The organism is Bacillus sp. N1(2025), assembly GCF_053470005.1.
This window is the reverse complement of sequence record NZ_JBLTJB010000004.1, coordinates 136,931-161,313: the sequence shown is the minus strand read 5'-3', so window position 1 is coordinate 161,313 and position 24,383 is coordinate 136,931. Positions and strand designations below refer to the sequence as shown.

General features: G+C 42.1%; 36 protein-coding genes, 1 tRNA gene, 3 pseudogenes and 1 riboswitch. Of the genes and pseudogenes, 22 read left to right on the top strand and 18 right to left on the bottom strand.

Going from position 1 to position 24,383, the window contains the following annotated elements:
* Positions 1-42 precede the first annotated feature (42 nt).
* The gene (locus ACNFN4_RS11185) at positions 43-651 is read left to right on the top strand and encodes a CotO family spore coat protein (RefSeq protein WP_094295682.1); all 609 of its coding nucleotides are present in this window, start codon (positions 43-45) and stop codon (positions 649-651) included.
* Between the two features lie 58 nt (positions 652-709).
* Here the strand turns inward: ACNFN4_RS11185 and cotZ are convergent, their stop codons facing one another.
* The 5 genes from cotZ to ACNFN4_RS11160 all read right to left on the bottom strand — a co-directional run bounded on the left by cotZ (position 710) and on the right by ACNFN4_RS11160 (position 3,263).
* A complete protein-coding gene (cotZ, locus tag ACNFN4_RS11180) occupies positions 710-1,153 on the bottom strand; it encodes a spore coat protein CotZ (protein ID WP_003154997.1) in 444 nt (147 codons plus the stop codon).
* 145 nt (positions 1,154-1,298) lie between these two features.
* Positions 1,299-1,781, bottom strand: coding sequence for a CotY/CotZ family spore coat protein (locus ACNFN4_RS11175; RefSeq protein ID WP_029973132.1), 483 nt, complete (start codon positions 1,779-1,781; stop codon positions 1,299-1,301).
* Positions 1,782-1,931: 150 nt separating this feature from the next.
* Positions 1,932-2,432: a spore coat protein CotX gene (gene cotX / locus ACNFN4_RS11170; protein WP_014417434.1), complete on the bottom strand. Its 501-nt coding sequence runs from the start codon at positions 2,430-2,432 to the stop codon at positions 1,932-1,934.
* Positions 2,433-2,524: 92 nt separating this feature from the next.
* The gene (locus tag ACNFN4_RS11165) at positions 2,525-2,839 is read right to left on the bottom strand and encodes a hypothetical protein (protein WP_014417435.1); all 315 of its coding nucleotides are present in this window, start codon (positions 2,837-2,839) and stop codon (positions 2,525-2,527) included.
* A 37-nt stretch (positions 2,840-2,876) separates the two neighbouring features.
* A complete protein-coding gene (locus tag ACNFN4_RS11160) occupies positions 2,877-3,263 on the bottom strand; it encodes a spore coat protein (protein ID WP_022553545.1) in 387 nt (128 codons plus the stop codon).
* 170 nt (positions 3,264-3,433) lie between these two features.
* Between ACNFN4_RS11160 and ACNFN4_RS11155 the strand changes: the two genes are divergently transcribed.
* The 4 genes from ACNFN4_RS11155 to ACNFN4_RS11140 all read left to right on the top strand — a co-directional run bounded on the left by ACNFN4_RS11155 (position 3,434) and on the right by ACNFN4_RS11140 (position 4,949).
* Positions 3,434-3,790, top strand: coding sequence for a DUF1360 domain-containing protein (locus tag ACNFN4_RS11155; RefSeq protein WP_202331697.1), 357 nt, complete (start codon positions 3,434-3,436; stop codon positions 3,788-3,790).
* A gap of 287 nt (positions 3,791-4,077) precedes the next feature.
* Positions 4,078-4,275 (top strand): hypothetical protein, encoded by a 198-nt coding sequence (locus tag ACNFN4_RS11150; protein ID WP_012117306.1) that lies wholly within the window; start codon positions 4,078-4,080, stop codon positions 4,273-4,275.
* Positions 4,276-4,366: 91 nt separating this feature from the next.
* Positions 4,367-4,528: a YjcZ family sporulation protein gene (locus ACNFN4_RS11145; RefSeq protein WP_007610678.1), complete on the top strand. Its 162-nt coding sequence runs from the start codon at positions 4,367-4,369 to the stop codon at positions 4,526-4,528.
* Between the two features lie 166 nt (positions 4,529-4,694).
* Positions 4,695-4,949 (top strand): stage VI sporulation protein F, encoded by a 255-nt coding sequence (locus tag ACNFN4_RS11140; RefSeq protein ID WP_003154986.1) that lies wholly within the window; start codon positions 4,695-4,697, stop codon positions 4,947-4,949.
* Between the two features lie 68 nt (positions 4,950-5,017).
* Here the strand turns inward: ACNFN4_RS11140 and ACNFN4_RS11135 are convergent, their stop codons facing one another.
* On the bottom strand, positions 5,018-7,303 hold the full coding sequence (locus ACNFN4_RS11135) for an ATP-dependent helicase (RefSeq protein ID WP_448200177.1): 2,286 nt from the start codon (positions 7,301-7,303) through the stop codon (positions 5,018-5,020).
* 120 nt (positions 7,304-7,423) lie between these two features.
* On the opposite strand from ACNFN4_RS11135, the gene ACNFN4_RS11130 reads away from it, so the two are divergent.
* Positions 7,424-7,678, top strand: a complete 255-nt coding sequence (locus ACNFN4_RS11130) for a hypothetical protein (RefSeq protein WP_014417440.1) — start codon at positions 7,424-7,426, stop codon at positions 7,676-7,678.
* Positions 7,679-7,747: 69 nt separating this feature from the next.
* Positions 7,748-8,497: a subclass B1 metallo-beta-lactamase gene (bla, locus tag ACNFN4_RS11125; RefSeq protein WP_448200176.1), complete on the top strand. Its 750-nt coding sequence runs from the start codon at positions 7,748-7,750 to the stop codon at positions 8,495-8,497.
* Between the two features lie 41 nt (positions 8,498-8,538).
* Here the strand turns inward: bla and ACNFN4_RS11120 are convergent, their stop codons facing one another.
* The 6 genes from ACNFN4_RS11120 to ACNFN4_RS11095 form a co-directional block, all read right to left on the bottom strand.
* On the bottom strand, positions 8,539-9,261 hold the full coding sequence (locus tag ACNFN4_RS11120; protein WP_022553543.1) for an ABC transporter permease: 723 nt from the start codon (positions 9,259-9,261) through the stop codon (positions 8,539-8,541).
* Positions 9,254-9,991, bottom strand: a complete 738-nt coding sequence (locus ACNFN4_RS11115; RefSeq protein WP_061862077.1) for an ABC transporter ATP-binding protein — start codon at positions 9,989-9,991, stop codon at positions 9,254-9,256. Before ACNFN4_RS11115 ends, ACNFN4_RS11120 begins: the two co-directional genes overlap by 8 nt.
* Positions 9,992-10,225 (bottom strand): AbrB/MazE/SpoVT family DNA-binding domain-containing protein, encoded by a 234-nt coding sequence (locus ACNFN4_RS11110; protein WP_007409078.1) that lies wholly within the window; start codon positions 10,223-10,225, stop codon positions 9,992-9,994.
* Between the two features lie 158 nt (positions 10,226-10,383).
* Positions 10,384-10,815 carry a GNAT family N-acetyltransferase gene (locus ACNFN4_RS11105; RefSeq protein ID WP_061862078.1) on the bottom strand — a complete coding sequence of 144 codons (432 nt, stop codon included), beginning with the start codon at positions 10,813-10,815 and terminating at the stop codon, positions 10,384-10,386.
* A 4-nt stretch (positions 10,816-10,819) separates the two neighbouring features.
* Positions 10,820-11,335, bottom strand: a complete 516-nt coding sequence (locus ACNFN4_RS11100) for a YjcG family protein (RefSeq protein ID WP_159354018.1) — start codon at positions 11,333-11,335, stop codon at positions 10,820-10,822.
* Between the two features lie 25 nt (positions 11,336-11,360).
* Complete coding sequence (locus tag ACNFN4_RS11095; protein WP_007409075.1) at positions 11,361-12,083, bottom strand: esterase family protein; 723 nt, start codon at positions 12,081-12,083, stop codon at positions 11,361-11,363.
* 174 nt (positions 12,084-12,257) lie between these two features.
* A riboswitch (SAM riboswitch) is annotated at positions 12,258-12,383 on the top strand.
* 69 nt (positions 12,384-12,452) lie between these two features.
* On the opposite strand from ACNFN4_RS11095, the gene ACNFN4_RS11090 reads away from it, so the two are divergent.
* From ACNFN4_RS11090 to ACNFN4_RS11080, 3 genes are all read left to right on the top strand, one after another.
* Entirely contained in the window at positions 12,453-13,574 is a 1,122-nt protein-coding gene (locus ACNFN4_RS11090) for a methionine biosynthesis PLP-dependent protein (protein WP_448200175.1), read from the top strand.
* Entirely contained in the window at positions 13,567-14,742 is a 1,176-nt protein-coding gene (gene metC / locus ACNFN4_RS11085) for a cystathionine beta-lyase (protein WP_448200174.1), read from the top strand. Before ACNFN4_RS11090 ends, metC begins: the two co-directional genes overlap by 8 nt.
* Before the next feature lie 137 nt (positions 14,743-14,879).
* Positions 14,880-14,952: transfer RNA gene (locus ACNFN4_RS11080), tRNA-Val, on the top strand.
* A 45-nt stretch (positions 14,953-14,997) separates the two neighbouring features.
* On the opposite strand, the gene ACNFN4_RS11075 is transcribed toward ACNFN4_RS11080, so the two are convergent.
* The gene (locus ACNFN4_RS11075) at positions 14,998-15,258 is read right to left on the bottom strand and encodes a tyrosine-type recombinase/integrase (protein ID WP_224759932.1); all 261 of its coding nucleotides are present in this window, start codon (positions 15,256-15,258) and stop codon (positions 14,998-15,000) included.
* On the opposite strand from ACNFN4_RS11075, the pseudogene ACNFN4_RS11070 reads away from it, so the two are divergent.
* Positions 15,251-15,535 (top strand): annotated as a pseudogene (locus ACNFN4_RS11070) (DinB/UmuC family translesion DNA polymerase); the annotation flags it as partial. The gene ACNFN4_RS11075 and the pseudogene ACNFN4_RS11070 overlap by 8 nt on opposite strands.
* Positions 15,536-15,611: 76 nt before the next feature.
* Here ACNFN4_RS11070 and ACNFN4_RS11065 read toward each other — a convergent pair.
* The 4 genes from ACNFN4_RS11065 to ACNFN4_RS11050 form a co-directional block, all read right to left on the bottom strand.
* Positions 15,612-15,878, bottom strand: a complete 267-nt coding sequence (locus tag ACNFN4_RS11065; RefSeq protein WP_160182572.1) for a YgiT-type zinc finger protein — start codon at positions 15,876-15,878, stop codon at positions 15,612-15,614.
* A 40-nt stretch (positions 15,879-15,918) separates the two neighbouring features.
* A complete protein-coding gene (locus ACNFN4_RS11060; RefSeq protein WP_160182573.1) occupies positions 15,919-16,506 on the bottom strand; it encodes a hypothetical protein in 588 nt (195 codons plus the stop codon).
* A gap of 225 nt (positions 16,507-16,731) precedes the next feature.
* Positions 16,732-16,932, bottom strand: coding sequence for a hypothetical protein (locus ACNFN4_RS11055; protein WP_224759933.1), 201 nt, complete (start codon positions 16,930-16,932; stop codon positions 16,732-16,734).
* A 329-nt stretch (positions 16,933-17,261) separates the two neighbouring features.
* Entirely contained in the window at positions 17,262-17,429 is a 168-nt protein-coding gene (locus tag ACNFN4_RS11050; RefSeq protein ID WP_160182574.1) for a phage holin, read from the bottom strand.
* Between the two features lie 147 nt (positions 17,430-17,576).
* Here ACNFN4_RS11050 and ACNFN4_RS11045 point away from each other — a divergent pair, with 147 nt between their 5' ends.
* The 9 genes and pseudogenes from ACNFN4_RS11045 to ACNFN4_RS11005 all read left to right on the top strand — a co-directional run bounded on the left by ACNFN4_RS11045 (position 17,577) and on the right by ACNFN4_RS11005 (position 22,569).
* Complete coding sequence (locus ACNFN4_RS11045; protein ID WP_160182575.1) at positions 17,577-17,783, top strand: hypothetical protein; 207 nt, start codon at positions 17,577-17,579, stop codon at positions 17,781-17,783.
* Between the two features lie 64 nt (positions 17,784-17,847).
* Positions 17,848-18,066, top strand: coding sequence for a hypothetical protein (locus ACNFN4_RS11040; RefSeq protein WP_160182576.1), 219 nt, complete (start codon positions 17,848-17,850; stop codon positions 18,064-18,066).
* Between the two features lie 146 nt (positions 18,067-18,212).
* Positions 18,213-19,040, top strand: coding sequence for a hypothetical protein (locus tag ACNFN4_RS11035; RefSeq protein ID WP_448200173.1), 828 nt, complete (start codon positions 18,213-18,215; stop codon positions 19,038-19,040).
* A gap of 40 nt (positions 19,041-19,080) precedes the next feature.
* Positions 19,081-19,251, top strand: coding sequence for a hypothetical protein (locus tag ACNFN4_RS11030; protein ID WP_191389662.1), 171 nt, complete (start codon positions 19,081-19,083; stop codon positions 19,249-19,251).
* An 810-nt stretch (positions 19,252-20,061) separates the two neighbouring features.
* Entirely contained in the window at positions 20,062-20,205 is a 144-nt protein-coding gene (locus ACNFN4_RS11025; RefSeq protein ID WP_160182578.1) for a hypothetical protein, read from the top strand.
* Between the two features lie 94 nt (positions 20,206-20,299).
* Positions 20,300-20,503 (top strand): helix-turn-helix domain-containing protein, encoded by a 204-nt coding sequence (locus tag ACNFN4_RS11020; RefSeq protein WP_095272808.1) that lies wholly within the window; start codon positions 20,300-20,302, stop codon positions 20,501-20,503.
* Between the two features lie 135 nt (positions 20,504-20,638).
* Positions 20,639-21,880 carry a hypothetical protein gene (locus tag ACNFN4_RS11015; protein WP_448200172.1) on the top strand — a complete coding sequence of 414 codons (1,242 nt, stop codon included), beginning with the start codon at positions 20,639-20,641 and terminating at the stop codon, positions 21,878-21,880.
* Between the two features lie 41 nt (positions 21,881-21,921).
* On the top strand, positions 21,922-22,143 hold the full coding sequence (locus tag ACNFN4_RS11010; RefSeq protein WP_448200171.1) for a hypothetical protein: 222 nt from the start codon (positions 21,922-21,924) through the stop codon (positions 22,141-22,143).
* A 58-nt stretch (positions 22,144-22,201) separates the two neighbouring features.
* Positions 22,202-22,569 (top strand): annotated as a pseudogene (locus tag ACNFN4_RS11005) (UPF0715 family protein).
* Positions 22,570-22,582: 13 nt separating this feature from the next.
* On the opposite strand, the gene ACNFN4_RS11000 reads toward ACNFN4_RS11005, so the two are convergent.
* A complete protein-coding gene (locus ACNFN4_RS11000; protein ID WP_160183194.1) occupies positions 22,583-22,801 on the bottom strand; it encodes a hypothetical protein in 219 nt (72 codons plus the stop codon).
* A gap of 919 nt (positions 22,802-23,720) precedes the next feature.
* Here ACNFN4_RS11000 and ACNFN4_RS10995 point away from each other — a divergent pair.
* Positions 23,721-24,083, top strand: a complete 363-nt coding sequence (locus tag ACNFN4_RS10995) for a hypothetical protein (RefSeq protein WP_029973119.1) — start codon at positions 23,721-23,723, stop codon at positions 24,081-24,083.
* A pseudogene (locus ACNFN4_RS10990) lies at positions 24,080-24,380 on the top strand (hypothetical protein). Before ACNFN4_RS10995 ends, ACNFN4_RS10990 begins: the two are co-directional and overlap by 4 nt.
* The last annotated feature ends 3 nt before the right edge of the window (positions 24,381-24,383 follow it).

Below are 24,383 nucleotides of genomic sequence, written 5' to 3'. Positions count from 1 at the left end.
TCCGTCATATAAATAAAACATGACAGAATCGGAGGGATGAAGATGTCAAAACAAAACAGAAACGCGGAAAAAAAACCGCTCATGTATATTGTTCAGGCGGATTATTCAGACACGCAATCATCAATGCAGGACATATTAATCAAAAAAAGGAAAGCGCCTCAGCCGCCGGAAGAAGAGCCGATGCATGAAAAGCGGGAGGAAGAATGTAAATCTCAGCCTGAAGGAGCAGCGGCTGTCGAACCAGAAAAGCAAGTGCCTGAACAGCACAGCCGCGCAGAAGAAGCCGTTCAAGAAGTTCCGGCGCAAGCGGAGCAGGACACTGCCAAGCCTGACGCCGCTGAAAAAGAGCCTGATACCGCTGAAAAAGAGCCTGAAGCGGTTCACAATGCCGCCCCAGAGGAAAAGGTTCCGCCAAAGCGCGTGAAAAAGCCGATGAGCAGAATGTCTATTCTTGAAAAAATTGATTTCTTAACGAAGCTGCCGCATAATATGCCGCGGACCCTTTGTCTGATAGAAGCCAACGGGAAAACCTACAGAGGCGTAATCGTCGGCAGAAAAAATAATGCGATCTTCCTGCGGACGACAAGCAACGGAGCGCCGGCAGAACTCGCGATAGACGATATTACCTCGCTGCATCCGCTTGGATTTTAACCATACAAAAAGCTGCCTGAATTCTTTAATCCGGCAGCTTATTTTTATGCTTTTTGATTTAAGAATGTGTGCGGTTGATCAGTCTCGGGTTCAGACAATTGATGGCGCAGAAGCTATGGAGATCGACTTCAACGCAATAGTTCGTTTTTTCTAAACGGAATACATCGCAGAGAGAGTCTTTATCTGTAAAATCAAGAATGTGCTTATGCTCGTCAAAAGCAATAAGCAGGCTTAATGTGGCACAGCCGTCACAGACCCTTTCAACTCTGAAAAAAACGGTGTTAAAACACGGACCGTTATCCAGCTCGCCGACATTTCCGAATGCGGTAAACGGTGATGATTTAGAAGTGAAAAGCACAAACGGCACTGTATCGCCTAATGAAAAACCCGGCGATAAAAGGTTGGAATAGCATCCGGCCGGGCAATCTTCCTCGACCGCATTTTGCAGGTCTTCAATATTTTCTACCGCTTCACGCACACAGTATGTTGTATGCTTGCTCATAATATCCCTCCTGACTTCACGTTTTATATACCGGATTAAACGATATCGGAGAGTCAGCCGCCCGGAAGTCCGGGCGGGCTGATGATTGCATCTGTAATAGAAGGTTGGAAGGGGATTCTTCTTTAGGAAAGATGCGAATCAATGACTATCCGTGATGCTTTTTCTCTTTGTGCGGCGCAGGCCGGTCAACAAGCTCCGGTGAAAGGCATTGAATGGCGCTGAAGCAGCTCAGATCAACTTCAATGCAAAAATCTGTTTTTTCTAAACCGAAGAAATCCGGGTCACAAGGATGGCAGACGCTGAGGGTGTCGCCGTGCACATCTACGGGGCGCAATACTGAAAGCGTTGCGCAGCAATCACAAACTCTTTCTGCCCGGAAGAAAATAGACTCGAAGCACTGGCTGTCATCCGCAAATCCTCCGACGTTCCCGAATGTGGAGAACAAACCGCCTTTTTTATCAAACAAGAGAAACGGGATGGTATCTTTACCGGTAACCGTCGGGCTTAACAGATTGGTATAGCATCCAGTCGGGCATTGTTCTTCAACAGCCTCTTGTTCTGCTAAAATCTTCTCGACTGCATCGCATACACAACTTTCATCTCGGCCATGGTGTTTTCCGCAGCTCATGGATTTCAGCTCCTTCTTTTAGGGTATTTGACTTTTGTCTTTAACAACATATGTACGCGAGCCTCACTTGGTGTGGGTGAACGTCTATATATTCATCATATGCGGAGAAAATAAGAAAAAGCAGAGCATTTTTAGCTCTGCTTTTTCTTTTTAGAGGATCAGGGTGATGACTAAGATGGCAACCAGTGTATTTGTCGCTGTTGAGATCAACACTGCGATATCGGCATCTACTGTTGTCACGTTTACGCCGCGGGAGTTTTCGATGAGCAGTTTTTGACGGTTGATTTGTTTGTTAGCTGTTAGCTGCAATAAGTCTTGTGCGACCAATTCAGCGATGACTCCGTCAGCGATTGAAGTGAGAGTGGCTGTTACGACTGCTGCATTAAGAGCTGTCATGACTGAAGCGACTGCTTGAACGTCTGTTGACGTTACGTTAATATCACAAGAGTCTCTGATAATAATCGCTTCTTCAGAAACTTGTTTGTTGAGATTCGCTTGAGCCAGGTCCTGGTCGATGAAGGCATTATCTTCGCCGAATCCGTTTCCGTTACAGCAAACACTGCATCTTCTGCCTTCTTTTTCTTCTTTTTCTTCTCGCGGATGTTCGCATTCAGGATCAAGTGCAACCCAAGAGTATGGTCTGCTTTCCATATCTATTCCTCCTTTTCTTTTACTAATATTAAATGAGCCGGCCCCTTACTTTGACTCAGGCATCTATCCTGATAAAAATCACTATTTTTTAGTTATTGACCGGGATTTTGGCGTCTTTGCCGGAGCTGTTCGATTAATTGTTCTCTGCGGGTTTGCGGATTTGTCTGCTGTTCTTGCGCTTTTTCCTGCTCTTTTTTCTGTTTCTGGCTTTCAAGAAAAGCTTCTGATTTCGCCTGCATGTCTTTGACTAATGCGATCAGCATTTCTTTTTCTTCATCAGGGATATCCCGCATTTTATCCTTTGTCACGCCGTGTTTTTTGAAGACATTGCTGACAAGCACTTTTAAAAGCGGATCCACTTCTGGTAGACTTTCGAGTTCTTTTTTTAATTTTTCGTTATCTGCCATTTGTTCTCACCTCTATTTAAATATTTGAAAAGAAAGGTTAAAGGATGTCTAGTTCAGCAAAAAGTATATTTAATAATTGAAATAAAGTTTGTACAAAGGCCATGATATCGTCTGCTGTCAGTGTGATTTTGACATTGCGGCTGTTAATGACTTGAATGAGGGTTCGCTTTTTTATTTGGCAATCATCGAGGATCAGCAGTTCGGTTGCCATTTGGTCGGCTGTGTCTTCATCTGCGATCGCGAGCTGTGTCGCAAGGATAATCGCCGCAGTAACTGAAGCTTGTATTGAAAGAGCGGCCGTTATAAGTGTTGTATCTATTGTGACATTTTCGCAATCAATCACTTCGATCTTCTGCTCGAATTCGTTGGATAATTGTTCGAATATTTGCGGTTGCAGTGTTTCGACTTTTTCTTCAAACGACATAACCTTCACTCCTTTCTCATTCATACTTTATATAATGCAAATGAAACGCCGAGCGGAATAAGAAAAACAACTAAATCGCACCTATTTTTTTACCGGACAAGGTGCGATTCATGAAGATCAGGGTTTTCGCATATGTATAAAGAGGTCAAGTTTTGAAAAGGAGTGAACAGGTGGTTATCAATTGGCTTTCATTTATTCTGTTATCGTTTGCCGTTTTCCGGCTGGCCAGGCTTTTCGTATTTGACACCATTATGGCGCCGCTTCGGAGCCTTTTTCACGATGAAAAAACAGAAACCGCACCAGACGGCACGACAGAAACCTACATTGTCATAAAAGGAAAAGGCATCAGGGCATTTATCGGTGAACTTCTCAGCTGCTATTGGTGTACGGGCGTATGGTGCGCCGCCTTTTTAATTGCGGCGCAGATTGTGGTACCCGAGGCTGCGCAATGGCTGATTTTGCTGTTAGCCATAGCCGGCGCGGCCGGGATCATTGAAGCTGCGGTTTCTCGTCTTCTGCAGGAATAAGGCGGTTCCACCAGCAACTTACCGTCACTTTCGGCATAAACTGGCATATATGACATAAGGAAAGGAAGGATCACCATGAATCAATCAAGCAAACCTTCCCAACATTCTCCATACAAGTCAACTGTGCATCAGCCTTACGAAAAAAAAATTAAGAAAAAAGGCTGCGGCTGCGGCCAAAAGAAAAAACCGAAATAGCCGTTCTCTAAAAAACCGGAGCTTCCGGTTTTTTTTGTTTTTTGCCGAACGCCGGCCTCTGTTCGGCATAGATCATAGGAGGAGGGGATGTTATGAATATATTTGAATCATTCATAAACGGTAAATACCGCCGGCACAATCAAAACCAGCGGGAGCATGACAAATATATCTTATCTATTGAAAAACAGCTGTCTGAGTTTGATGAAGCGGGATCGCGCTTTGAGGAATGGATAGATGTGTTTGCCGCCGAAACAGAAGCAAAACTGAAGAAAAATGAGCATTCTCATTAAAATGAATGAAATCCGCACCGGCCCTATGCATTTATCCAAGCCAAACAAGTCGGCTCACATAGAGTATAGAGAGTAAAGGAGGTGCTTAGATATGGGATTCGGATATGGCGGATTCGGCGGCGGCTACGGCGGTTATGGCGGCTGCGGCGGATACGGAGGCGGCTATGTCGGAGGCGGATACGGCTCAACATTTGTTCTTGTTGTCGTATTGTTCATCCTTCTGATCATTGTCGGTGCATCCTTTTTTGGCTAAACCTTAGCAAGACCTTGGATAAGCGCGGGACCGTTCAGTCCCGTGCTTCCCTGATGTATGAAGGAGTATAGAGACGGGGCACTCGGAATTTTTTCCTTGTCTTACGGGCACATGTTCCGCTCTTTATTCATACAATATCGTATTACTCCACAAAAGGAGGCACACCATGGATAATCAATTTTTCAAAAATATTGAGAAGAAAACAGGCGTCAGCATGAAGGATGTCATGAACCTTGCAGGATCATTGCAAAATGCCAATTTCAAAGATGAAAACACGGTGAGAGGCGTCATTCAGAAGGTGTCCCAGCTGGCTAACAAGCGTGTTCCGAAAGAATTGGAAGACAAAATCGTTCAATCTATTACAAGCGGTAAAGAGAAACTTGATTTTGGCACCATTTCTAAAATGCTGAACAATAAATAGGCATCAGCCGGCCTTGCTAAAAAGGCCTTTTTATGTGAGAAGAACCCGGCAGCGATCTGCCGGGTTCTTTATATCCTGAGTGCGCTCCGTCTGTCCGTCCGAAGAAGGGGCTCGAGAAATCTTGAGCTGCGCGCTGTTTTTCCCCGCCTGTATGCGGGACAAGATACATATAAATGCTGCATGGCCCTTGTCATTGCGACATACAGAAGCCGTCTTTCTTCTTCGAGCGGAGCGGGATCGCCCTGTCTCGCCGTCTCAAGCGCGAAGTCATGGGGGATCGAGCCGTCAGCCGCGCCTAAAATATAGACCGTATTGAATTCAAGACCTTTAGAGCGGTGAATGGTCAGCAGTTCGACGCCGTTTTCATCGGTTTTCAGATTCTCAGCGGCGCGCATATGATCGACATGCGCAAGAAAATCGGGAATGGTTTTGAATTTTTTGGCGGCCACTTTGACATCCCTGAGATCATCAGAGCCTTTTTCCAGTTTGTTCCCCTCATTGCCCCGTTTTTTTAAATACTCGGAAAAACCCATTTTGCTTTCTGCAAAGGTGATGGCTTCAACCGGCTTCATTGTCCGGATGCTTGCGAAAAACGGAACGATCTGCTTGATCTTCCCTATTTGAAAAGGCTTCAGGTCAGGCAGTTTCGTCAGTGCCTTAACCATCGTGCAATCTTCCGTGATTGACAGCGCCTTTAACGTTTGCAGGGCGGATTGCTTTAAAAATAAGGCGGGCAGCAGGTCTTTCACCGCATCCGGATCATCTTCATTCTGACTCGCATATAAGTAGGCGAGGATCTGGCGTACGATTCTGCGGCTGTAGAACGTCTGCACACCCCTGTCGGCATGATAAGGAATCGATGATTGGTGCAGTCTTTCATAAATGGCCCGTCCGGCGCTGTTTGTCCGGTAAAGCACGGCAAAATCGTCAGGACTCGCCCCGTTTTGAATCTTCTCTTTCATATCCGAAACGATCATGGTCGCTTCTTCTTCTTCATCGTAAGGATAAAATATCACGGGATTGTGAACGCCGTCTTTGACGGCAGAAAGTGTTTTTTCATACCGTTTTTTATTTTTCTTTACGACGGCATGAGCGCTTGAGACGATCGGATGCGGCGATCGGTAATTTGCCGTTAAGTAAATGGTCTTTGCAGCCGGATAATCCTTTTGAAAATCTAAAATGAAAGACGGGCTGCTGCCGCGGAATGCATAAATGGATTGGTCGTCATCACCCACGCAGCACAGGTTATTCTCAGGGCTTGCGATCATTTGCATAATGTTGTACTGGACAGGATTGATATCTTGAAACTCATCAATCAAAATATGAGAAAATCTGTTTTGGTACTGTGCGAGAATATCAGGCCGGCTTTGAAACAGTTCATAACAGCCTTGGGCCATGTCATCAAAATCAAATTGCCGTTTTTCCCGCTTTTGCCGTTCGTAATGTTCGTAGAGCCTGTACACTTTTTTCTCCCAGTCGTCCGCAAGCGGAATGGTCTCATGGGGGAGATATGTGTTTTTCCAGCAGCCGATAAGCTGAAGCGCCTGGTCGACGGGAAACTCTTTTTCATCCAAATTTTCTTCATAGAGCGCCTTTTTCACATATTGCTCTTTTTGCCACTCCATTTTTAAAAGCTGGCTGCCGTTCCATTTTGAAGAATCATAATGATAGAGTATTTTATAGAAAAAACTGTGGAATGTTCCGGTCACGAGACGGGAGACTTTTCCGGCTGCCAGACCGTACTCATTCGCCATCCGCTCTTTCATTTCGGCGACGGCTTTTGTCGTAAAGGTCACAAGCAGCATATGCTCAGGTGAAATGCCGAGGTGTTCAATCATATGGGCGGCGCGTGCTGTCAGCACCCTTGTTTTTCCGCTTCCCGCTCCGGCAAGCACTAACAAAGGTCCGTCCGTTTCAGTAACTGCCTTCATCTGTTCACGGTTCAGGCCGATGCCGGGGAACAAAGATGTGTCAGCCGCCTCGGATGTTGGTGAAAACGGTTCGGCCGCAGGCACTTTTTTCGGGCTTTTCCATTCTGAGACGATCGGTTTCGGATTCTCTGAAATCGCTTTTCCTTTCGGCAGGCGGAACATGCCGGCTTCCTTATACTCTTCTTTTTCTTTCTCCGCTTGCGGTTCCTCGGCCGCGCATGCTTTTTCACAGGCGGTGAAGTCTCCCTTTTGCCGGTGATAAAATGCCGGCTGCTCTAAAATCGAAAGCCGCATCAAGACGGGCTGGTCACAATGTGCGCAAAAAATATTTCCTTTCTGAGCTTCTTCAAAAAGGAATTGGTAATGTTCTCTAGAATATTTATGTAAATGTATCGTTCGGTTATTCATTCGGGCGCATTTCAAAAAGGGGTCCTCCCATTAAAAGGTGTTCATCCATTTGATAGACAAAGAATATCATAACAAAAGAACCGCGTTTCAAAAAGTAAGATTAAGGGAAATGAAAAGCGAAGGGGAGGGGTACATATGATTTATGCAGGACGGATTCAAAACCAGCAGTATTCTCAATACGCAAACCGGGCAGCGGGTTATAAGCCTGATTACGCCGGCATTACGAAAGCAGCCGCCCTCGCCAATGACAGGGTGTACAGAGAGGTGGAACGCCGCCAGGAAAACACCGCAGCCGCAGAAAAGAAAGTACTTGAGGAAAAACGTAAGCGCTCTCTTTCCCGTCTGCCGCAAATCATGGGAAAAGGCCGGTTGATAAATCAATACGTGTGAAAAAGCCCGGATATATCCGGCTTTTTTTTGAGTCGTATATATGAAAGATGCGGAAAGGAATGATTCAATTTGAGAAAGCTTTCATTATTAATTGCGGGGTTATTTCTATTCGGCCTCTTTACTGCCGGAATGAAACCGGCAGACGCGGCGGAGGGCTCCGCAGCAAAAGATGTCACTCTCACACAGCTGGCGCCGCATGTCTGGATGCATACAAGCACCGGTACGGCAGACGGAAGTCCCGTCCCTGCGAACGGATTGCTTCTTGAGACTTCCAAAGGAATCGTACTGATTGATACTCCGTGGAATGACAGTCTCACAGAGCAATTAATGACACAAATAAAAAAGCGGTTTCCCGGCAAAAGGATGACCGATGCCATTGTGACACACGCCCATGACGATCGTATCGGCGGGCTGAACACCCTGTACAAATACGGTGTAAAGGTGCACAGCGCGAAGCTGACCGCCGACTTCGCCCGACAGCAGGGATATGACCGGCCGCTCGGAGATTTGAAAAACGTGACAAAGCTGCAGTTTGGCGATATGAAAATTGAAACGTTTTATCCGGGAAAAGGGCATACGGAAGACAATATGACCGTCTGGCTGCCTGAGGATAAGCTCTTATTCGGCGGATGCTTAATCAAGGCTTTAGAAACAAAGGAAATCGTGCCTACTCCGGGCTTTTATCCGGATCAGTGGCCGCGCGCCGTCCGCAAAGTCATGAAAAGATATCAGGACATCAGCATTGTCGTCCCGGGCCATGGCAGTCCGGGGGATGACCGTCTGCTGCCGCATACGATAAGCCTTCTGAAAGAAACGTAATAAAGAAGACCGGCGCTCCCATTACGGAGTGCCGGCTTTTTTTATTTCTTCCTGATTTTCATAAAACTGAGGAAAGCAAGTGCAAGCGCCAAAACGGTATATCCCGCTATCGGCCAAATATGCTGATGAAAGGAAGAATAATCTCCGGATATGACTTCCTGGGCCAGCTCGATCGAGTGAATAAACGGTAAGGCATAAGCGATATGTTTGAATGTGTCACCGAGCAGGCTCACCTCCATCCAAGCCCCGCCCAGAAATTGCACGAGTGTAATATAAATCGTTCCGATACCTGAAATTTGTTTGTCCGTAAACACAGCCCCTAAACATAAACCGAAGAAAACGGACATCATCGCAATCGGCAGCAAGACAGCGATACCTGCGAGAAGATTCATCCACTCGGCGGATAAACCGGCAGCCGCTGCTGCGATAAAACAAATGACGATTTGTAAAATGGCTAACGGCAGCATCGGCATTGCATAACCGATGACATAATCGGCTGTTTTTAAAGGGGAAGCAAACAAACGGGTCAAAAGGGCGGTCTGTTTGTCTTTTGCGATCAGCAATGCAGAGAACATTGTAAGGAAAGCGAAACCGAAAACAATGAGTCCAGGTGCTAAGTGCTGAATTTTAAAGGTATCAAGCGGCGCATTTTTTTCAATCGCCGTAAACAGAAACAATAGAATAACAGGCAGTGCGATTCCAAGGATAATAGACAGGGGGTCACGAAAAATTTCTTTGCGGTTGCGAATGGCGAAATCAAGCATAAAGACCCGCCTCCCCGTCACAAATCGCTAAAAAGGCATCTTCAAATGTGGCTGAATGAGTTTGCTTTTTCAGAGCCTCCGCCGTGCCCAGTGCTTTTAAAGTCCCATTTTCTAAAATGCAAATACGATCTGCCAGGGCTTCAGCCTCTTCTAAATAGTGTGTCGTTAATATAATCGTCATGTCTCCCTTTAATGCCTCAAGATTTTTCCACAACTCGCGGCGTGAACGGACGTCCAGCCCTAATGTCGGTTCATCTAAGAAATAAATATCCGGCTTGGTGATCATTCCCATTGCGATGCTGAGGCGGCGCTGCATTCCTCCTGATAATGTTTTTGTTTTTGCTCTTTCTTTCTCTTTTAATTGAAACAATTCGAGCATCTCATCCGTTCTTTTTTTTGCTTCTTTTTTCGGAATTCCGTAGACTCCGGCTATAAACTCTAAGTTTTCCCGTACGGTTAGATGAGGAGCGATGGCTGTTTCCTGCGGGGACATATTCAATTTCGGTTTTATTTTATCCAAATCAGTCAAAATACTGTGTCCAAGCACTGATGCATCACCCTCATCCGGAGAAAGAAGTCCGCAAAGCATACTGATTAATGTCGTTTTTCCGGCTCCGTTCTCACCGAGTAAAGCGAAAAATTCCCCTTTCTCAACTGAGAACTCAAGACGGTCAACGGCGGCGGTTTCTTTATAATGTTTCGTTAATTGCTTCAGCTCAATCGCGTGCATTTACTCATCCTCGCTATCTTCATCGATTTGCTTAGCGTTTAAAATATCTTTTGCAAATTCGAAAAAGAGTTCTTGTTTTACAAGTGCGATACCTTGCTGGTCATCCCCGAGCATAAGCAGTGAGTCCCCCGGATTTATATCGAAAACATCTCTTGCTTCTTTAGGAATGACAATCTGTCCTTTTGTACCCACTTTAACAGTCCCGAATATGTGTTTTCCTTTTGGTGCCGTCATGTTTATCCCTCCGAAATATGAATTGTATTTTTTGTATGAATTGTAATACTTCGTATACTAAACATACATTAACCTTCCATAAAATGCAATAAAATTCATGAAATAGTATTATTTTCATAAAAAAAGCACTCCTGCTATAAACAGGGGTGCTTTTGATTTTATCGTTTGTGTTCCTTTATCATTTCCAGATGGGGGATGCCCGCATCGAGAAATTCTTCGCCGGATGTGACGCGGTATCCTTGTTTTTCGTAAAACGGAACCGCCTGCGTCTGCGCATGTAAGAGAAAGCTGTCGGCGTCCTTGGCTGCCGCCGCTTTTTCAAGCGCCTGCATAATGACGGCTCCGACGCCTAAAGAACGATGGCTTTTCATCACGCAGATGCGTTCTAATTTTCCATGCCCGTCTTTCATGCGCCATCTGCCGGCTCCGACCGGCTGGCCGCCGTCATATATGACTATATGTTCTGACGTGTCCTCGAATTGATCAATCTCTTCTTCTTCCGGAACGTGCTGTTCTTTAACAAAGACCTCTTTTCTGACGAAAAAAGCGTCGTTCAGCTGTTTTTCAGTTTTTGCGATGATGGATTCCAAGCAGTTATTCTCCTCCGCCTAATAAAAATGTTTCGTACACAGTCCATGAGCCGTTATCCAGCTGATAGAGCAGGTGAAAACGGTCGATGACTTCTTCGTGGGAAATGTCCTGCATTTTCAGCTGTCCGAGTACGTCGGAATGTTCATCTGACGACAGCTTCTGGCCGACCGTGACATGCGGAACGAAGCTGTATTCCGGCTCGCCGGATAATGCTCCTGAGTAGCATTTCTCACTCAGGGATTTTAATTCCTCCGTCGACTCTGCTTTCATATATATCACATTATTCACAGGAGAAAACGAGCTGTATTTTGTGATTTTCAGAACGAGCGGATGCGACTCTTTCGCCGTCTGTCTCAGCTGTGATACGACCTGCTCGATTTCCTGTTCTGTCGCTTCAAACGGATCTCTTACCGTCAGATGCGGCGGAATGAGCGCATAGCTCGGGTCGTAGCGTTTCCGGTACGAATTTGCGAGATCCTGTAATTTTTTTGATGGAAATAAAACAATACCGTATTTCATGAAAGTTCCCTCCTTAAATGAATGGTTACAGCATTTTTTTCAGCGCCGGCGTGATGAGCGGCTGCCAGTAGGTCCATTTATGATCCCCGTCGAAGGTTTCATACGTGTATTCGGACTGTTTGCTTTCCAGCAGCTGTTTGAGCTCTTCGTTCGGCGCGGTGAAATCAAGAACCTGGCCGTCCGTCGTGTGAACGCCGGTTTCTTTTTCTCCGATTTGATGATAAACGGAAATCTGTTTGAGATCCTCCGACTGCCGGACGGCATCCAGCACGTGCCCGTCAACATACGGAGACTGCATGATGACGTTTCCAAACATGTTCGGATAGTCAATCGCCGTCATGAGCGAAACGGTTCCGCCGAGGGAATCCCCGATCATGGTGCGGCCGTATCCGACTTGATAAGTCGGGTATTCTTTGTCGATAAAAGGAACGAGCTCATTGGCGATAAACCGCTTATATGAGGCGAACTTAGAGCCTTCTGGATGGTATGTGTTTCTTCGCTCCCGCACATTTTTATAAGGGACGCCGATAATGATGCAGCGGTCAATTTCCCCTTTTGACATAAGCTCTTCCGCCTGCCGCCCGATTCTCCCTAATCTGAAATAATCATGGCCGTCCTGAGCGATGACCGTATGATATTTATACAGGGGGGAGAAGGTGGCGGGCAGGTAGACCAAAACGGTCATTTCCTCTTCAAGCTCATGGGAGAAAAGTTTTTTCTCATGAATGATTCCGTTTTTTGATGCCACTTCGCATTCCTCCAGCCCGCTTCTTATCTTGATGGTTTTTTCCTATTGTACCATGAATTATTAGAAATTTCTTTCTTCAGATGCGCTTCTTGCGAGAGTTCAGATAAATAAAAAGTTGTTGAAATCCATTTTATTGTGCGTTAATATAGAACAATCAGAAAATACAAAACAATATTCTTATCACGAGAGGTGGAGGGACTGGCCCTTTGAAACCTCAGCAACCGGTTTGCTTTGCCGCGGGAAGGCAAAGTGCCAAGGTGCTAAATCCAGCAAGCGATTCACATGCTTGGAAGATAAGAGGAAGAGAAAAGCTCCTTCTTCTTATGAAGAGGGGGCTTTTTTATTTTTGAAAAAGGATGGTGCTTACTGATGACGCAGCATGTTGATACAAAATTAGCCCAAATCGGAAATAGAAGCGAAGAAGCAACGGGAACGGTCAGTCCGCCGATTTATCTGTCCACCGCTTACCGCCATAGAGGAATAGGAGAATCTACAGGTTTTGATTACGTGCGCACGAAAAATCCGACACGCCAGCTCGTCGAAGACGCCATCGCCGTGTTGGAAAACGGTGCGAGAGGATTTGCCTTCAGCTCGGGAATGGCAGCCATTCAAACCATTATGGCTTTGTTTAAAAGCGGGGATGAATTGATTGTATCCTCCGATTTATACGGAGGCACGTACCGTTTGTTTGAAAACGAATGGAGAAAATACGGCTTAAGCTTTATTTACGATGATTTCAGCGATGAAGACTGTTTACGCTCCAAAATAACGGAAAACACGAAAGCGGTATTTGTTGAAACGCCGACAAACCCGTTAATGCAGGAGGCGGACATTGAAAAAATTGCCCGGATTACGAAAGAAGCCGGCCTGCTTTTAATTGTGGATAATACGTTTTATACCCCGGTGCTCCAGCGCCCGCTTGAACTGGGAGCGGACATCGTCATTCACAGCGCCACAAAATATTTAGCCGGGCACAATGATCTCCTTGCCGGTCTGGCTGTCGTTAAGGATGAAGAGCTCGGCGAGATCATGTTTAATCACCAAAATGCGATCGGTGCCGTTCTTTCGCCGTTTGATTCGTGGCTTTTAATGAGAGGGATGAAAACACTCGCACTCAGAATGCGCCGTCATGAAGAAAACGCCCGTGAACTTGCAGAATTTTTAGAACAGGAAGAAGAAATCGCCGACGTGTTATATCCCGGAAAAGGCGGGATGCTGTCTTTCCGGCTGCAAATAGAGGAATGGGTCAATCCGTTTTTAAAGGCGCTGAAAACGATCTGTTTCGCAGAAAGTCTCGGCGGGGTGGAAAGCTTTATTACATATCCCGCGACGCAGACGCACATGGACATTCCGGAAGCTATCCGTATCGCAAACGGCGTCTGCAACCGTCTGCTGCGTTTTTCAGTGGGCATTGAACATGCAGAAGATTTGAAGCGGGATGTCAAGCAGGCATTACAGCAAGTAAAAGAGGGGGCCGTATCATATGAGTAATCACAATTGGACGCTGGAAACCCAGCTTGTGCACAATCCATTTAAAACAGACGGAGCCACCGGAGCCGTCAGCGTGCCGATCCAGCATGCTTCCACATTCCATCAGTCTTCATTTGAAGAATTCGGGACATATGACTACAGCCGCTCAGGCACACCGACAAGAGCAGCGCTTGAAGAAACGATCGCAGGTCTTGAAGGCGGAACGAGAGGTTTTGCTTTCAGCTCCGGTATGGCGGCGATTTCGACGGCATTTCTGCTCTTATCCCAAGGCGACCATGTTCTCGTCACGGAGGATGTGTACGGCGGAACATTCCGCATGGTGACTGAGGTTCTGTCCCGTTTCGGGATCGAACATACCTTTGTCGATATGACGGATATCAACGAAGTGGCGCGGAATATCCAGCCGAACACAAAGGTCATTTATATGGAAACACCGTCAAATCCGACACTTGGAATTACTGATATTAAAGCGGTTGTCCAGCTTGCAAAAGAAAACGGCTGTCTGACCTTTCTGGATAATACATTCATGACACCTGCACTGCAGCGTCCGCTTGATCTCGGCGTTGGTATTGTGCTTCACAGCGCAACAAAATTCCTGAGCGGACACAGTGATGTGCTGTCAGGCCTTGCCGCCGTAAAAGATGAAGAGCTCGGCAATCAGCTGTATAAGCTGCAAAACTCATTTGGAGCGGTGCTCGGCGTTCAGGACTGCTGGCTCGTATTGAGAGGCTTAAAAACATTGCAGGTCAGACTGGAAAAAGCGAGCCGGACGGCTGAGCGGCTGGCTGCCTATTTTAACAGGCATCCCGCCGTCAAAAACGTTTACTATCCCGGCCTTGCCGGACACCCGGGAGCCGATACCCATAAACGTCAAGCGAGCGGAGCGGGCGCCGTCCTGTCTTTTGAATTGGAAAGCAAAGAAGCCGTCAAAAAGCTGGTCGAAAACGTATCGCTTCCGGTATTTGCCGTCAGCCTCGGCGCCGTCGAGTCCATTCTCTCATACCCTGCAGCCATGTCGCATGCCGCCATGCCGAAAGCAGAGAGGGAGAAACGCGGCATCACAGACGGCCTTCTGCGCCTGAGCGTCGGAGTCGAAAACGCCGAAGATTTAGAACGGGACTTCGAACAGGCATTGAAAAAAATAACCCCCGCCCAAGTGAGATCATAAACGAAAAGGGCGCCGCCAATTTTGCGACGCGCCCTTTTTTATTTTAGATAAAAAAAGTGTTGACGAATGAGAAATCAGGATATATAATTATAAATGTCAGAGAGACAACAACATACCCAGCAACACATACATATCATGATTCCGTAGCTCAGCTGGGAGAGCGCTACCTTGACAGGGTAGAGGTCGCTGGTTCGAGCCCAGTCGGAATCATCAAGGGTTTCAACGTGTTGGACACTTACTCGTGTCACACTGGAGTCACAAAAAAGAGGAGTCACAATTTAATGTGATTCCTCTTTTTTGTTTGCCTTGTAAGATGCCACTGATAAATGTGGAAGCGTCCTTTTGCATGTTTGGCATTAAATGCGAGTAGGTGTTAAGTGTAACTTGGATATCCTTATGCCCTAACCTTTCTTGAACGACTTTAGGATGAAACTTTGTTAACAGTAGGGATGCGTGAGAGTGTCTAAGGTTGTGGAGTGGGATATCAGGTAAATCAAGCTGCTTTAAAAATATCAAAATGGATATTTATCGATATTGCTTGATGCTTTTTGAGAAATTCTATATAGGCAAAAAGGTACGAAGTGTTTCAGTGACTTTATCCAATATTGAAGACGATGTGAATCAACAATTAAGTCTGTTTGAAAAGGATAATGAGAAGAGAAGAAAGCTTGGATTTGTTATGGACAGGATAAAAAATAAATACGGATCTAAAACGATCTTACGAGCTGTTTCATATACACCTGGGGGTACGGCGTTATACAGAGCAGGTTTGACAGGAGGACATAAGTCATAAAAAGGTAGTTATTAAATGAAAAAGCTACTCCTATAGGGAGTAGCGCTCAAAAATTACGCAATTATGTAGGGAAAATTTATTCAAATTCAATCTCAGTTAATCCTTTTTTTACTGCTTCTTTAGTTTTTTCAAAAAACTTTAATGAATCTGCGCCTCTGACGATTTCTTCATCACATTCTGAGCACTTATAGACTGGCACATTCTTCACCGTCACGAAGGTCTCACCAAAACGCCCAACTTTATTAAAGTAACCAAGAGGTGCTCTTTCACCACATTCACATAATTTTTCAGCAGGTCTAATACTACCACCAACTTTACTTGCTGATACAGTCAGTGTCGCCATATTTTCCCCTCCCCATTCGGGTCTTTACACAATGATACCATCATAAAATGGTTACTACAAGAACAGAGTCCTCAGAATCCTTGATTACAACAACCGATAATTTACCTTTATCCTTATTTCGTTTATACCCTAGAATTGTAAAAGTAAACGTTGGCTTGGTCTTTTTAGTTTTTGGATTAAATTTTAATTTAGCTTTCTCTACATCAAATGCTTCTTTCACAGCACTTTCTATTTCTTTTCTAATTTCATCATTGTCCTCATGGTACCAACCTCTATGTTTTAATAACCTTGGGTTGTTCATGTGATCAAATTCTACATGAGCACTAAGATCTATTAAACCTTCAGCAAAAGGGTTTTCAGACTCTCCTACTATATTCAAAATCTCGCCTAAGATAGCCTCTATTTGTTCATGAGTTAATGTTTTAATATCCACGCCTTTTTCTTCAACAGAGGAAGATGTTCTTTTTAACACTTCACTCTCCACTTGCTTGAATTGTTCTTCAGTAAGATTGATTATGTCTTCTGTTTCAATAACATAGCTAACCCCATCTTTAGTTTGAACTATTTGGGGCACGAACACGTCTTCAATGTATGCAAAATCAAACTCATCTGTTTTTTCAGTTGGCAAGAAACTCCCCCCCTACAGGACATTAATTGCCTATAATTCTACATTATTCCTTATTAAATTACAATAAAAACAAGTTTTGTAGTCATTTTGAATTCGCGCAAATAGATGGCAAACGTATGACAATATAAAATACCCTCCTCGTTGGAGAAGGGTACGTGATCAATTAGGCGTTGCTTTTAGTGGGCAAGCCACTCATCTAATGTTCCCGAAAACCTTGTTGAACAGCTAATTCATATGCTGATTTTCCATCTTTACCAGTAGAGCGGTAGCACCTTTAGCTCCGTTTGCACCAGTATTACCTTTTTTACCTTTTAGTGAAGCTAACCACTCCTCTACAGTTCCTGAAAAACCATTGTCCACAGCAATATCATAAGCAGACTTCCCAGTGACAATTGAGACATTAACCATTGGATTGAAGAAGCTCATTTATGCGCCCCAAAAAGTTATATGTTATTCCTGACTCAGAAATCTTGAAGCTTGTGATAGGTGAATCATCAGCGTCCATTTGAAAGCTTTGTCCAGCTCTTAAATAGATAGGATCGCCACCATTGATTGATACGTGGCATTCCTGATCATTTGTAAAGCTGAACTTATAGAAAGAATATTTAATCGTCCATGTCTCATGTGGAGAAGGGATTACTTCATGGTTAGATTCTGACTTCTCAAGCATTGGGCTCCCGATATATCCAGATCCTATTTGCATGATCAATAATCATTAATTAAAAATGAAAAAAAGGGGAGATAAACTCCCCAAGCTATTTTGGTTCTGTGTATTCCATTGCTTGATCACTATCTGAGATACCTGTAGTGGTTGAATCCACTACAATTCCCATGGCAGTTAGAAATGCCAACAGTGCATTAAATTTCTCAGTGAGATCATCACTAAACACAGAAATATCGTATCCAAAGCTCTGGTGTCTCAATCATAAAATAGGTCAGAAACCTGCAAAGATTATGCAGATATTGAATGGGATTGGGAGAAAGTAAAATCTTCCTTTGCTGAGTCGAATGGTTGGCAAGTTTGGAAAGCTAAAGGTTAAAAATTTTAAACAGAATGGAGAGAATCGCCAATGGATGAATACAAAGTTAATAGATTAAATGGGTATCTCATCTTAAGTGGCGGTCTTCCTATAATAGATATCACTGCTGAATATTATGTGGTTGCCTGTGCTAATTTTTTTGGAGACCGACCTATAATCTCAAGAAGTGATGGTAAAAGTTTTGAAGGGGAAACTCGTTGGGGCGTTGATCTTCACAACTTAATACCTTTAAATTAGATAAAACCAACAATTTCACAGGGACTTGTTAGCCGATACTAAAGCGAAGAGGGGAGAGAGCTCAATGAATTTTAAAGTTGATGACAAAGTAAAGTCAATTAACAAGACTGCTGGACACTGTGATTTTGATAATAGTGCTACTCACTATAAGATGTTGGAAATAAAGCAAAACTTTTTATATGTAATCGGAGTCAATGAAGAAGAATCTAGGAATGTAATAGGAAATTTATTATTGGTGTGGGGTGTATTCAGGTGCATCGATGGATATATACAAGTGTTCTGACATAAAATAAAACGCAGTTTAATCTAACATGATCAAACTGTATAATAAAGGGAACAGACGATAAATGACTATAACAGATTAGGACATACTGCTTTCAGCAACTTTTGTACATATCAATCGAAAATTATATGGAGGGATGAGAGAACTTGTTTAAAGAAACTTCATTTCTTAATGATGAGCAGAAACAGTATTTAGTGGACTTTGTTAAAACAAAAAAGGTTGAAGCATTTAATAGGGTTCAGAAGGAAAAAACTTATGTATCCGCAGGACTTGAGTATGCTTCAAGTGAGAATATGCAATTGAAAGAGGAATGGGTCTTAATTGACTACATCGACAACGGTTATGTAAACAAAAACACACCATGTGAGTGTGGAAGACCCCTAAGATATCAATACATCGTAAAAAACAAAAATGGTGGAGAAATCAAAAGGTTGGGAATAAGTCATTTTGAAGAACATATCTCTTTAAAGAAACATGTTTTCAAACAAATAAAAGATGAATTTGATCTAATAGAAAAAGAAATAACAGAAATATTAGAAAGAACAAAAATGAAGTGGTCAATTGAATATGAGATTAATATTCCTAATGATTTTGAATTCAATACAACAGACAATATTAAGAAACAATTAGATATGGGTCTAGCCTTATCGGCTAGACAGGTTAATTTTTTAAGAAAAGAAGTTAATCAAAAGATCATCTCGGCAAACAAGACAGTTAATTTAAATACACGTGAAGTATCAAACAATATCTTGTTAAATAATGAGCAGTCAAAAATAACTTCAACAGTTTCCTCTCTAAATGATTTTCAAAAAGAAATGATACGAAAGTTATATAATAGTGGTGTTAAAAATCCAGAGACTATCTGTGATTTTTTAATTAAAAACAAGGTGGCCCCAGCGTATCGGTATTCTACAGGGAAACTGAAAATATTCCCATGTGTTTGTATGTTTCTTGAAACTATCGAAGGCAACTAATCAAGAAAACACTCAAATTTAAAAAATGGAGGATGATTTTATGTCTATGAGCGTAAAGCAATTAATTGATTCATTGCAAACCATGTTGGAGAAAGGTGGAATAAAGGAGGATACAACTGTGCTACTCAATACATATGACGACTGTATGTACGAAGTAGCATGTGTTGAGCCACTGGGAGAGTTTGTACAAATTGAAGCTGAGATTAAATAAAACATTATTTTAGGGAGGTTTAATCAATTGAATGCCATGGAAGATCAAATAAACGACTGTTTTGTAGATGCTTATAGAAGAGTGCCAAGTAATTCTGAAATACAAACTATTTGCTAAGATTTTGTCTGAAGAAATTAAATCTCTTGCTGAAGATTGGGGTTGGCATGATACAGAGGTTGGGGATAGATTGTTTGGTTACATAAAGAAATTGAAAGCTGAGGAGGTTATAAAGTGAACACAAAAGAACTTAGGGATTTTATGATTGATGTTAGTGAAAATGGAATAGGGGAGTTAGCCAAAAGAATGTTTTTAGAAGAGTAGACAAAACGAGTGAAGACGATTTAGTTATCACAAGTGCCATAGCTAAAAAAGCGTTTGTAGATGCTTTTGATATAGAGTATGAGAGACTTTTATAATGACTGACGCAGACAACAAATAAGACGGGCTTTATAATAAAAACACCATTTCATATTAACTATTTCTCTCCTCTTCATTTTTAATGTTGTATAATTTGGAAGAAGGGGGAATGAATAAGAAAAAGTTGGGTTTGAGTATTGCAACAGTCTTTTTAACCTGGTGTTTGAGCAGGCGGAGCTGTTTCGGCCAAAATTACCAAAGATGAACATAGGGTCAACTTTAAAATGACAGAGAATGAAACGGGCTTTTTTATGGCTGATGACACCTATCTCGAATATTGGCCAACTAAATTGGGATACAGGTTCACCATCTACAATGCTGAAGGGTGCACATTGAATTTTAAACTGCAGAGAATAACACTGGCAGAGTGAAAAGAATTTCACGGGTAATCAATTGAACCTGAGCTCAACAGATAAGGTGGATGGAGACGCAAACAGAAACCATTACTTAAGTATCACTAAAGGAGCCGGCTACGGTGACGTCCGGATTAAAGGCTTTTATGGATTCGAACATGATGAGCCGGATGAAGATTGGTAAGCTTTAAAACATAGTCAAGGTATATCCTTGACCTTTTTTATGTATATGATGATAATTTAAAGTGATCATACATAATGAATGTGGGGTAGTTAAATTGATTAAATCAAATTTAAAGCCGATAATAGACGAAAGGAATATCAGTATTCGAAAGCTGTCCAATGATATTGACCATGGTTTTAACACAGTTAGGAAGCTTTATCATGATGAAATGGAGCGGTATCCAAGGGATCTACTTGATAAAGTCTGTACATATTTAGACATTGAGCTGCATGAGCTGTTGATTTACAAAAAAGATTAAAAAGATATCGAACACTTAAAGTGATCGTTATATACTAAATTTACAACAAAAGTAAATTACTACAAATTTTCTAGGTGTACATAAAATCATTCTTTTATATAGAATCCATGTTGTTTAGGGAAACGGAGGGTGGATATGGGGCAAAGTAGTGACTCTATGTATGATGCAATTTATATGAAAAATGGAAAAGCAAAGCCGATAGATCCAAAGGAAGCATTAATCAAAAGAGATATTAAGAAAGAGATAGGTTATACACTTTATTGCAAAAACTATTTCAAATCTAAATGCTATGCAAAGCTAAAGGTAGTCAATCGTAAAGAGGGATTTTTCTCTCTATTACCAGGAGAAGAACATGCTTTGGATTGCGGATATAGCACACCATATATACCCTTAAGAGAAAGAATAAAAGGGAAATCTAGAGAAGAGAAAACTGTCATAAAAATTGATAACAGCGATATCTTTTCACCTATAAAACAAGGAGTATCGAATTTCGGTAGTGATGAGAAAAAGAATTACAATTACCGAAGTGGTCTGAAAAATACTCTTAGGAAACCTACTGTAGGAATAAATGTAGAGTACATAAGGTTTGTGACTGATTTCGTTGAATTTTTAAACTGCAGTAACCGTGAAGTAATCAATTATGTAAAGAGTCAATTGAAAGCAAATAATCAATATTACTCTATTGATGACTATAACAAAGCTTGGACTGATATGGCTTCTGGGAATACTTTTTTAGTTGAAGGGTTCCTTGATATTCGAGATATTGGTACCCTAGAAAATAAGGGATATGTTTATTTGTATCCAACTGCAAATAAACAAAAAGATACTAAGCGTATAATGCTAGTTCAACGAGGTAATGGGAAATCTGGCTTCGAGAGGACATTAAAGTTTCTTTTAAATTGGATTAAGGATAGAAATAAAGAAAGTCGAAAAATGGCTATTGTAAAGGGTTCTTTCTTAGGTAATTATAAAGACAGTAACATTATTAGAGTATTAGTGAAAGATATAGACATTAAATATAGAATTTACGAATATGAACCGAAAACAAGTAACATAAAAAATGATCCATCAAAAATAATTGTAAGAAATGATAATAAGACATTTGACAATAAAAAGAGTAAGGCAACGTTTGTGGTTGAAAATAAAGAAAATGATAATAAAGATAATATGAAAAATGAAACATATGAAATCTCAAATACTCCTGTCGATTTGCAACCAAAGAAAACAGGGGGATGGAAGGATCAAGAAGGCATTTTATTTGAAAGCTATGAAAAAGAGCAAAAGGAACAACCGTTAAGCAAAGAATCCAAAAGTGAATTGAAAGGGAAACAAGACAACATATTTAAAAAAATTCTCAGCCTTTTTAAAAAAAGATGAATGACAAACTACGATCTTAAAGGACAGTAGGTGGGACAATAATGTTAAAAATGATTACTGGTTGGTATAAATATTACGATGATAATGACCCTAAGTTGAATCATATTGAAGACGACTGGTCAAAGGACGAGTACCCACAACCAATTAAACCATCATTTGCAAACCAAGAGGCTTGGAGAAAGAGCGAGTGGGATAGAAAATATGTATATCTTGATGAAAAATCTAGAGTAATAGATGCTGCTAAAGCTATTTGGCTTAAGTAAAGTTCTTCAAAGTTATAGGTTTTTCTAAGACGGGAGGATAAACTTGCTATCTAATAAAATGGTAAACAGTTATGTTTATACTCTGATAATCTCTAGTTTGTCATATGGCCTAATCTTTGGTCTGTATATGTTGTTTACTCTGGCTTTATGGCAATCGCATTAGTCACTATTGGCATCATAGGATTTTATGCTTTAATCACTTACTTGGTGTTTGCTGTCTCTTTGGTGTGGCTAAGAAGAAGGCCTAGAAAATTCAATTTGAACAATTTTTTAATTTATATTGCAGTAGCCTTTTTAGCTGTGTTTTTGTTCTGATTTTTTGATTATCCCCCAAACGTTCTTACCGTATTCAGAAGCCTTGAGTACTACATTATGAGTATTGTAGCCGCGTTAATTTTTTGGTTCTGGGATTCAATATTCCTATAATTAAAACATTAAATTAAATCATGATTTTCACCCCGTTTACAACGAGTAAGAAAGCTGCTGTTCCAAACAGTAAATATCCAGACAGTTTTTGTTTGCTTAATATCGCTTTAACTCCGACTAATGATAAAAGGGCTGCAACAAATAATCGCGCAACAATCAACAATAATTCATTTTGATTAAACAGTGAATATGCGCGTATTGGCGTGTCATCATACAAGGCCTTTTTGGCCAGTGCGTTTTGTAGTTATTCCAAAAAACACATCTCTTTTTTAATAACTTAGGAAGAAGACGACCTTGCTCGAGTTGCTGGGTGTGAATAAAAAGGTGCGGAGAACAAAAGAAAATGGTTCTTGCAGGGTACTTACAAAATCGAAGAATCTGAATTAAGCAAGTACTTTATGATTCTTCTCCATAGCTCTGAAGTACGTTAATTTGAAACATCTAACCCCTAGTTTAATTCTTTTCCTTTTTAATTAAATATTTGTATATTAACATGGCGGCAAAATCATCACCTCTTCAATCCATCTTTGCATCTCTAATTCAGTTGTTACCTTATCCGTGCTTAAATATTTCAAACTAGAAAAAGTATATCTGCAGACACTATTGAGATGCAGACATTTGGAGTTCAATAAAAATATCGGCTACTTACTAAATAACCCCCTCACCATTAACTGTGAAGGGGTCTTTTTTATTTATCTTATTAATTTGGAATATGCATTGACTAGCAATTCATATTCAGAAAGGTCAATTGTTTTTAGATTCACAGTTCTTTTTGTTCTCGGCAATCTTTTTGTCGACTAAATCACTTTGTTCAGGTTGAATCGGTTGTTAGAACATCATGTGATGCACCTCCTTTACAAAGCATGCACACATATGAGAGGGCTGAAATTCACCCGTATGAATTGGGATACGGCTTTTCGCATGGAACCAACATGCGGCAACTGGTCAACAGCTTTAGAAACTTCATCCTAACAGGGAAGTACGGCAAGCATTGGGAATATAAAGGAATATAGGCTTACAGCTATGAAGGATGTATGAAAATCCGTCAGATGGCGGTGTCGTGACAGTTCGAAATGCGAGTGTATGGAACTTCCCGTTCATCCGGAGTTAAGTGAGAGGGACGAAAAGACTTTTTTTGAGGAGGAAGCGGAATGATTGAATTTACACGGCCATCACCTATGAAGAAAACATGCACGATGCACCCGGAAAAGGAATCTGTCAGATCGGTTTCGTTTACTGATTTTAACGGCAATTCTGTAACAGTAACACTTTGTCAAATGTGTCTGGCTGAATTAAAAATGAAAGCCGCGACTGAATACAGGAGCATGACCGAGGAGCGGGCCAAACAGAATCGTTTCAAGATTGGTGATCATGTGTATTTAGAGCATTTGGGAATAGTCAGCGAGATAAAAAACATGGAAGGCGTTCAAGTGGCAAACAGGACAGACGCAGACGGAGTCCGGAAGGCTACCCCTAAGGAAATCGCAGAATACAAAAAACAGGGGAAGCAATAACAAGGAAAATTCTATCAGCGGTATTACTAACGGGAGCGGCGGCCATTGAGCCGTCTGCTTCCGCGGCTTGGTCCGGCTGGCAAAATGAATCCGTGTAGAGCGGCCGGGTGTTCACGGATTCTCCGACATATACTAGAAGCACAGCGGGGCAGTTATAAAACGGCAACGCCTCTGAAATTATTCAACGTGAAAACAATCTGGAATAAGACCGGAAAGGGGACCTATGCCATTCGGCTGGACTCCGGCAAGGGGAACTATATCGGAACATTTGAATCAGTCAATTGTCAAATCAAATAAGGG